At 49.5% G+C, this 7,932-nt stretch carries 10 protein-coding genes; 4 read left to right on the forward strand and 6 right to left on the reverse strand.

Translation table 11 applies throughout. The features are described from left to right. Positions 1 to 113 precede the first annotated feature (113 nt). The 3 genes from Q0418_RS07080 to Q0418_RS07090 all read left to right on the forward strand — a co-directional run bounded on the left by Q0418_RS07080 (position 114) and on the right by Q0418_RS07090 (position 2,321). Positions 114 to 293, forward strand: a complete 180-nt coding sequence (locus Q0418_RS07080; RefSeq protein WP_298483441.1) for a hypothetical protein — start codon at positions 114 to 116, stop codon at positions 291 to 293. A gap of 114 nt (positions 294 to 407) precedes the next feature. Further along, positions 408 to 1,385, forward strand: a complete 978-nt coding sequence (gene bsh, locus Q0418_RS07085) for a choloylglycine hydrolase (RefSeq protein WP_298483442.1) — start codon at positions 408 to 410, stop codon at positions 1,383 to 1,385. 165 nt (positions 1,386 to 1,550) lie between these two features. After that, on the forward strand, positions 1,551 to 2,321 hold the full coding sequence (locus Q0418_RS07090) for a sulfite exporter TauE/SafE family protein (RefSeq protein WP_298483443.1): 771 nt from the start codon (positions 1,551 to 1,553) through the stop codon (positions 2,319 to 2,321). Positions 2,322 to 2,507: 186 nt separating this feature from the next. On the opposite strand, the gene Q0418_RS07095 is transcribed toward Q0418_RS07090, so the two are convergent. The 3 genes from Q0418_RS07095 to Q0418_RS07105 all read right to left on the reverse strand — a co-directional run bounded on the left by Q0418_RS07095 (position 2,508) and on the right by Q0418_RS07105 (position 4,160). Further along, positions 2,508 to 2,687, reverse strand: a complete 180-nt coding sequence (locus Q0418_RS07095) for an alpha/beta-type small acid-soluble spore protein (RefSeq protein ID WP_022411517.1) — start codon at positions 2,685 to 2,687, stop codon at positions 2,508 to 2,510. 168 nt (positions 2,688 to 2,855) lie between these two features. Next, entirely contained in the window at positions 2,856 to 3,266 is a 411-nt protein-coding gene (locus Q0418_RS07100; protein ID WP_298483444.1) for a DUF2809 domain-containing protein, read from the reverse strand. Between the two features lie 24 nt (positions 3,267 to 3,290). Further along, positions 3,291 to 4,160 carry an AraC family transcriptional regulator gene (locus Q0418_RS07105; protein ID WP_298483445.1) on the reverse strand — a complete coding sequence of 290 codons (870 nt, stop codon included), beginning with the start codon at positions 4,158 to 4,160 and terminating at the stop codon, positions 3,291 to 3,293. 132 nt (positions 4,161 to 4,292) lie between these two features. Here Q0418_RS07105 and Q0418_RS07110 point away from each other — a divergent pair, with 132 nt between their 5' ends. Then, positions 4,293 to 5,660, forward strand: coding sequence for a GH1 family beta-glucosidase (locus tag Q0418_RS07110; RefSeq protein WP_298483446.1), 1,368 nt, complete (start codon positions 4,293 to 4,295; stop codon positions 5,658 to 5,660). A gap of 259 nt (positions 5,661 to 5,919) precedes the next feature. On the opposite strand, the gene Q0418_RS07115 is transcribed toward Q0418_RS07110, so the two are convergent. The 3 genes from Q0418_RS07115 to Q0418_RS07125 are packed head-to-tail and all read right to left on the reverse strand — an operon-like array spanning position 5,920 to position 7,857. Next, complete coding sequence (locus Q0418_RS07115; protein WP_298483447.1) at positions 5,920 to 6,672, reverse strand: ABC transporter permease; 753 nt, start codon at positions 6,670 to 6,672, stop codon at positions 5,920 to 5,922. Then, positions 6,669 to 7,403, reverse strand: coding sequence for an ABC transporter ATP-binding protein (locus tag Q0418_RS07120; RefSeq protein WP_298483448.1), 735 nt, complete (start codon positions 7,401 to 7,403; stop codon positions 6,669 to 6,671). The genes Q0418_RS07115 and Q0418_RS07120 overlap by 4 nt, the downstream gene beginning before the upstream one ends. Continuing rightward, positions 7,390 to 7,857: a helix-turn-helix domain-containing protein gene (locus Q0418_RS07125; RefSeq protein WP_298483449.1), complete on the reverse strand. Its 468-nt coding sequence runs from the start codon at positions 7,855 to 7,857 to the stop codon at positions 7,390 to 7,392. Before Q0418_RS07125 ends, Q0418_RS07120 begins: the two co-directional genes overlap by 14 nt. Between the last annotated feature and the right edge of the window lie 75 nt (positions 7,858 to 7,932).

A 7,932-nucleotide genomic window follows, 5' to 3' on the forward strand; every position in this document is an offset into this window, starting at 1 on the left:
ATGCAAGCATATGACGTGCAAAGCCGTCAGGCGCTCTTTGTGCGGTGTTGCCTCATGGATAATCCCGGCGCTTCCGGGTAGGATAAGAATATCCTGTGTCTGGAGGTGATACCATGGAACCCTATGAAATTCCCCTTGGCTTCGGCATGGCGCTTGCACAGAATCCGGAGGAACTGCTGAAATTTGCAGCACTTCCGGAACACAAAAAACGGAAGATCATAAACGGCACCCATACGGTCTCCTCAAAAGAGGAAATGCGGCAGTATGTGGAACGTATTTTGACGATGATGTAATCATGCAGGGGCAATACGTTCCATAAACCTTGTAGGGGCGGATATTATTCACCCGCAATGAAAAGCCTATTTTTAACAGAGGGAAATAAAATCAATAAAACAGGAGTGACAGCAATGTGTATCAGTATTGCAATGAAAACCAATGCTTTTTATTTCGGGCGCAATATGGATCTGGACTATGGATTCGGGGAACATGTGGTAGTGACGCCCCGGAATTATCCCTTTGTATTCCGGAAAGCCGGTGGGATGGAACACCACTATGCCATGATCGGTATGGCATCTGTGGCAGAGGGTTATCCCTTGTATGCAGAGGCGGCAAATGAACGGGGACTGTGCATTGCCGGGCTGAACTTTCCAGACAATGCTTATTACCCCCAAGAGGAAGAACCCGGCAAGGAGAATATATCTCCTTTTGAGCTGATTCCGTGGCTTCTGGGGAAGTGTGCATCTGTGGCAGAGGCGAAAGAGCTTCTCACCAAGACACATCTCGTGGCGATCCCTTTCAGTGAAAATATGCCTCTTGCCACCCTGCACTGGCATATTGCTGACCGGGAAAGCTCCATTGTCCTGGAATCCACCCGGGATGGAATGCATATCTACGATAACCCGGTGCATGTCCTGACGAATAATCCCACATTTCCTTTCCATATGACCAATCTGAGCCAGTATCTCAACCTGCACGTGACACCGCCGGAAAATTGCTTTTCGGAACATGCAGATATTCGTCCTTTCGGAAAGGGACTGGGCAGTTTCGGTCTCCCGGGAGATTTCTCCCCGGCATCCCGGTTTGTCAAGGCAGCCTATCTGCTGCTGAATTCCAGATGCCAGCCGGATGAAGAGAGCAGCGTCTCCCAGTATTTCCACCTTCTGGATTCCGTGGCGGTGGTCAACGGCAGTATTGTACCCAATGCAGACAGTGCCTATTTTACCCGGTATTCCTGTTGCATGAATGTGGATGAGGGAATCTATTACTACAAGACATATTCCAACAGCCAGTTGACGGCGGTGTATATGCAGCATGAAGATCTGGATGGAACCGGACTTCGGGAATTCCCACTGATTACGCAGCAGCAGGTGGCGTGGATAAACTGATGATATCAAAAAACCGCTCCGGAATACCGGCGGCGGTTTTCATGTTGTGGTATGGTAAACCCCTCCCCTTTCAGGGGAGGCAGATCAGGCACCCGGAAAATTGAGTACAGCAATGGTGGAGGGGTAACAGAGAGGTTATCGAACCGACATAACAGGAGGGACAGTATGTTTGAATTTATGATTTGTTTTATTGCCGGTATCGGGGCAGGGCTTGGGACAGGCTTTGCAGGTATGAGTGCGGCGGCGGTGATCAGTCCGATGCTCATTACATTTCTGGATATTCCGGCGTATCAGGCGGTGGGCATTGCCCTTGCAAGCGATGTGCTCGCCAGCGGCGTTTCGGCGTATACTTATTATAAAAACAAGAATATTGACGTGAAAAACGGCGTTGTCATGATGGTGACGGTGTTGATCTTCACACTGGCGGGAAGTCTGCTGGCAAGTTTGCTGCCGTCGTCCACCATGGGAAAATTCTCCATGATCATGACCCTGCTTCTGGGCATCAAATTCCTGGTGAAGCCGGTCATGACCACAAAGGAGAAAATGCTCCAGACTTCGGTGAAAAAACGCTTTATCCAGTCGGTTTGCTGCGGGATTCTCATCGGGCTGATCTGTGGCTTTGTAGGAGCCGGCGGCGGTATGATGATGCTGCTGATCCTGACCTCTGTGCTGGGCTATGAACTGAAAACGGCAGTGGGTACCAGCGTGTTTATTATGACATTCACGGCGCTGACGGGTGCTGTCTCCCACTTTGCCGTAGACGGAATGCCCGACCTCTCTGCCTTGATCTTCTGCGTATTGTCCACGCTCCTCTGGGCAAGGATTGCAGCGAAGTTTGCCAATAAGGCAGAGCCAAAGGTACTGAACCGTGCTACGGGTGCTGTGCTTACGGTACTGGGTGCGGCTATGATCGTGGTGAATCAGGCGCGGGGATGATTGTGCGATGCATGGAAAAGAACGGATGGTGCAGGAGGGAATCGGGGAATGACATAGGAGCTATTAGAATTAGTGCCACTGCCCCTAGAATCATACTCATATACAAAAAACGGTTTGAATATCTTCCTGATATCCAAACCGTTTCATTATTTTACCTTAACCCGAAAATGTGGATTATAGGTCAGTTCACTGCATCTTATAGGCGTCGATCATCTTCTTGACCATCTGACCGCCGATAGAACCAGCCTCACGTGCAGTCAGGTCACCGTTATAACCCTGCTTCAGAGTTACGCCAACTTCGCTGGCAGACTCCATCTTGAAACGCTCCATTGCTTCTTTGCCCTTCTGCGTAAATTCGCCCTTCATAATTCATTCTCCTTTTCAAAATCATAATTTCCGTGTTGCGGCGAACCGAAAGCACCTGGAAGATGCGTCGTACCTTTGTCGCCGCACTAGTAGTATATCGCAGATCCAGATTTCTATCACAGGTAGTTTTTTCGAGTTTTTTTGCATGACCTTGGCGGCACTGGAAAATCAATTTTTTTCAAAGGCAAAGGACGCCGCAAGTTCCAATCCGCACAGCACGGCGCATCCGGAAAGGTAACACAGTATGTCACCCCAGTCAAAGGAGGTACCGATTATCGTACTTGCCGCAGCACTCCTGGACAAGCCCAGAAGCTCTATGATATGTATGCCCTGTAAGAACTCTACCATAACGGCAAAACCAAACAAGATCACGATCCACCAGGAACAGCGATGGGTGTGCAGTTTTTTCCAAATGCGAATCGGGAGAACCGTGTGCAAAAAGCAGTACAACACGGACATGACGATGACATCGCCCAGATAGGGACGGATAAAACTGTCGTGCACAAACAGTGCAATCAAAACTTCTATGCCGAATAAAACCAATAATGAGATACCAAAACAAATATGAGGATGTTTCATTTTTTCAGACTCCTTTTTCACGAATTACGGAATATAATCGGAAGTGCTCCGGTATCGCAGCGGCGAAACGCCCATCTGACTGCGGAACACCCGATTGAAATAGCTGACGTTTTCATAACCACATTCAAATGCGATTTCCAGAACAGTCCTGTCTGTCTCACGCAGCAGCGTACATGCCTGTTCGATCCGGACTGTGTTCAGATATGCAGTAAAATTCTGCCCGGTCGCACCGCGAAAATACCGGGAAAAATATTTTTCCGACATATGAAACGCATCCGCCATGGCAGTGATCGTAAGCTGCGCCGCATAATTTTTGCGGATATACTCCAGGATCTTCTTGAGCCGTTCGCTCTTCTGACTGGGGGATTGCTGTACAGTGATCAGCTGCCGCCGCCGGATCAATTCTGAGATCAGCTGCAACAGATACACTTTGATTGCCAGTTCATATCCGATTTCCTTTTGCTCTATGGTACGCAAAATCTGTGTCAGAATGCCGCTGATAGTCTCCACTTGTTCCGGGTCAGTGATGCGTACCGGAAACCGCATGGTATTCCGGATGAGCGGCTCCAGATATGCCTGGGCATTGTCGTTTGCCGCAAAGGAAAGGGATTCCAGCGGAAAGATGAATGTGCCATAGGATAGCGTGGGGTCGTTGGATACAATGCGGTGCAGTTCCTCCTGATTGATCATAAAAATATCTCCGGCAGAACCCAGAAATGTCTCCGCACCAATGGTGATCTCCGCTGTCCCGGAGAACAGCTGCATGATCTCCATATTTTTATGCCAGTGCAGCTGTACAAGAAAATGGTCGCACTCTGTAGTTGTCATAAAACATTCCAAGGGGAACCTTGGTGTTCCATGTTTTCGCATCTCCAGCAGACGTTGTTTTTCCATTCTGTCATCTCCTTTGAAAAAGTAGAAAATGTGCAAGAATATGCGGATATAGTGCTAGATTTTGTGGAATATTACAGATATAATATAACACAGAACAGGAAATCTGTCAACCATTTCAGGGAGGCTTTGCATATGAAATTTGCAGAAAACTTTTTATGGGGCACAGCTTCTGCTGCCTATCAGATCGAGGGCGCTTATCTCGAGGACGGCAAGGGGCTGAACATCTGGGACGCCTATTGCCAGGAGGGAAACCGCATTGCTCACAGTGAAAACGGCAATGTGGCATGTGACCACTATCACCGTTTCCGGGAAGATGTGAAAATGATGCGGGAGATGGGCGTCAAGAATTATCGTTTTTCCATCAGCTGGACACGTATTCTTCCGGAGGGTACAGGAAAAGTCAACGAAAAGGGTTTGCAGTTTTACTCCGATCTGGTGGATGAACTGCTGGCAAACGGCATCGAACCGCTGGTGACGTTGTTCCACTGGGACTATCCCCTGGCACTGCACCAGAAAGGCGGCTGGCTGAACCGGGAATCTTCGGACTGGTTTGCGGAGTATGCAAAGGTTGTGGTAGATGCCCTTTCCGACCGGGTGAAATACTGGATGACCATCAACGAGCCACAGGTATTCATCGGCTGCGGTTATGCCATTGGCAAATTTGCACCCTTTGAGAAGCATCTGCCCTGCGACCTGACCCGTATGACGCACAATGTGCTGCTGTCACACGGAAAGGCTGTGCAGGTCATCCGGAAATATGCCAAGAAAGAGCCGGTGATCGGTTTTGCATTTGCTACGCCGTGCTGTACACCCACAGACAATACACCGGAGGCAATCGAAGAAGCACGCCGCAAGAGCTTTTCTGTCACACGGGATCGCTTTCCCTTTGAGCTCTCCTGGTGGGCAGATCCCATTTTCTTCGGCGAATATCCTCAGGAGGCATATGATGTGCTGGGTGCAGATATGCCGGAGATCCTGCCGGGCGATATGGAGATCATCTCACAGCCGGTGGATTTTTACGGCGTAAACATCTATGAGAGCAAGGCAGCGGAAAACATTTACGGCTATGCAGAAAACGCCTATCTTGGCTGCCCCAGAACCCAGATGGGCTGGCCGGTCACGCCGGAGGTGCTCTACTGGAGCCCGAAATTCCTCTATGAGCGCTACAAGAAGCCGGTGCTGCTCAGCGAAAACGGTATGGCAGGACATGACTGGGTGCACCTGGACGGCAGAGTACACGATGCACACCGCATTGACTTCATGAAGCGCTATCTTCGGGAATTATGCCGCAGTGCAGAGGACGGCGCAGAGATCATGGGTTATATGTACTGGTCGATTATGGACAATTTTGAATGGGCAGACGGCTATGACAAGCGTTTTGGTCTGGTGCACGTGGACTATCAGACGCAGAAGCGTACCATCAAGGATTCCGGCTATTTCTACCGGGATGTCATCCAGACAAATGGACAAGCCATTTTTTCAGACACCTGGGAAGGCTGAATTTGAAGGAGAATTACAAAATTTGATATAGGCAACACCGCACAAAGAGCGCCTGACGGCTTTGCACGTCATATGCTTGCATATTTTCCGTCATATTTCACAAAAATGCTCGTGAATACACAAAGTATTCACTGCGCTTTTTGTTTCATCTGACGAAAAATCTGACTGCGCATCTGACGCACAATCTTTGTGCGGTATTGCCTATAGAAAAGGCGGTCAAACGTGAAAAAATCGTTTGATCGCCTTTTATTATGTACGCTTATGTCCGCATTTTTCTGCGGAACAATACAATAGAAATCCCTACGATAACAACTGCCCAGATCAGCACGATCCCTGTCTCCTGCAAACTGTCAAAATAGCTGCCCGCATAAGCCAGACGTGCAGCTTTTACTGCATGGAAGAAGGGAAGCGCAGCGCAGATCTTCTTCAGTGTACCGCCGATGGCCTCCACATCCATCCAGATACCGCCCAGCATACCGGAAAAACAAATGATCACAGAGGCAATGCCGGGGGCTGCATTTTTCGAAAGCAGTGTACCGAACAGTATGCCAAAGCCGATAAACATGAGAATTGCCGGCAGAGAAAACAGCACGGACATTGCCATGTCTGCCAGGTGCAGTGTGGCGCCCTGGAGGGCACTCAGAATCAGGGCAGTAAGACAGGTGACCACTGCCTGTCCAAGCGCCAAAAGTGCCATAGGCGAAAGATAACCCAGAATAAAATCCACAGAACGCATGGGTGACGTATACAGCCGCAGCAAAAACGCTTCCTTGCGATCGCCGGAGATCAGCAGGCTGGTGAACAGCATAATAAATGTATACCCGAAGATCATAACGCCCGGTGCCAGATTCTGTATTTCAAAAAGCACCATGCCAGCTTCCGCCGGAATACTCTGATTGATCACTGTCATCAGGAGCAGCATCACAAGGGGAAATCCCAGACAAAACACCCAGCTCAAAGGGTCACGGATCAGTTCTCTGCAATTTCTGGACGCAAAATGTAATGCTCTCATAGGGCACCTCCTGTTTCCTCTGACACCGTCAGGAAAATATCCTCCAGCTTTTCCTGTCCGGTCTGTTTCTGCAAAGCTTCCAGCGTGCCGTATGCCTTCAGCTGCCCTTTTCCCATAATGGCAATGTGATCGGCGAGATGCTCCGACTCCTCTAGATAGTGGGTGGTGATGATCATGGTCATGGTTCCTTTCAAGGATTCGATCGCACGCCAGAGTTCCCGTCTCGCCATGACATCCAGTCCCAGAGTAGGCTCATCCAGAAACAGCAGCTTCGGTTCTGTGACAAGCGCCATGGCAATACTGAGCCGCTTCTGCCAGCCGCCAGACAGTTTCCCGGCACGCTGTTTCAGAACGCTTTCCAGGGACAACTGCCGGGTGATTCGTTCCACATTTTCCGATGTCTGGCTTTTGGACAGTCCATACACGCCGCACATAAAGCGTAAATTTTCCTCCACAGTCAGATTCCGGGCAAAGGAATTCTCCTGGGGAGAAATGCCGATCATTGGTTTCACTTCTTCCGGCTGGGAGAGAATGCTCTTTCCATATACCAGGGCATCTCCGGACGTAGGTTTCGTCAGGCAGGAAAGCATTTTTATGGTGGTGGTTTTTCCGGCGCCGTTCATACCAAGCAGGGAAAGGATCTCACCATCTGCCACTTGCAGAGACAGATCCCGGACTGCCGGCACATGCTGATACTGCTTTTCCAGGTGCTGTATTTCAATTGCGTTCATCTTGTCCTCCTGTGGATTCCTCGTCCTCCAGTTCTTCTTTCTGGATCATTTCCATAATTGCGGATGTAAAGGCGAAAAACCGGTTCAGCTTGCACATGGCGATGCCCTGGGCTTCATCGCCCAATAACAGCAGCTTGTCGCCGGGCTTCAGATCAAACACATGACATGCCTTTTCCGGTAGAGTGACCTGTCTTTTTTCATTGATTTTCGCCACGCCGAAAATGTGCTTTCCGGCAGGTTTCTTTTCCTGGTCGGGATTCTTGGCATAAGTCACAAGATCGTCCAGAGTCACATGATAGAGCCGTGCAAGGGCAATACAGTTGTCAATATCCGGGAGCGATTCGCCGCTTTCCCATTTTGCAACAGACTGTCTGGAAACATTCAGCCGTTCTGCGACTGCCTCCTGGGTCAGTCTTGCGGATTTCCGCAGTTTCTTTAAATTTGTAGGATTCATCGCTTTCACCTCGATTCTTAGGCAATACCGCACAAAGATTGTGCGTCAGATGCGCCGTCAGATTTTTTGTCAGAT

The sequence above is a fragment of the uncultured Ruminococcus sp. genome (assembly GCF_937915125.1).
Taxonomy (GTDB): domain Bacteria; phylum Bacillota; class Clostridia; order Oscillospirales; family Ruminococcaceae; genus Ruminococcus_C.

Bases quoted from the DNA above. Each gene is read 5' to 3' on its own strand.
- Q0418_RS07090 (WP_298483443.1), top strand. From the start codon at position 1,551: ATGTTTGAATTTATGATTTGTTTTATTGCCGGTATCGGGGCAGGGCTT.
- Q0418_RS07125 (WP_298483449.1), bottom strand. From the start codon at position 7,857: ATGAATCCTACAAATTTAAAGAAACTGCGGAAATCCGCAAGACTGACC.
- Q0418_RS07105 (WP_298483445.1), bottom strand. From the start codon at position 4,160: ATGGAAAAACAACGTCTGCTGGAGATGCGAAAACATGGAACACCAAGG.
- bsh (WP_298483442.1), top strand. From the start codon at position 408: ATGTGTATCAGTATTGCAATGAAAACCAATGCTTTTTATTTCGGGCGC.
- Q0418_RS07120 (WP_298483448.1), bottom strand. From the start codon at position 7,403: ATGAACGCAATTGAAATACAGCACCTGGAAAAGCAGTATCAGCATGTG.
- Q0418_RS07100 (WP_298483444.1), bottom strand. From the start codon at position 3,266: ATGAAACATCCTCATATTTGTTTTGGTATCTCATTATTGGTTTTATTC.
- Q0418_RS07095 (WP_022411517.1), bottom strand. From the start codon at position 2,687: ATGAAGGGCGAATTTACGCAGAAGGGCAAAGAAGCAATGGAGCGTTTC.
- Q0418_RS07115 (WP_298483447.1), bottom strand. From the start codon at position 6,672: ATGAGAGCATTACATTTTGCGTCCAGAAATTGCAGAGAACTGATCCGT.
- Q0418_RS07110 (WP_298483446.1), top strand. From the start codon at position 4,293: ATGAAATTTGCAGAAAACTTTTTATGGGGCACAGCTTCTGCTGCCTAT.
- Q0418_RS07080 (WP_298483441.1), top strand. From the start codon at position 114: ATGGAACCCTATGAAATTCCCCTTGGCTTCGGCATGGCGCTTGCACAG.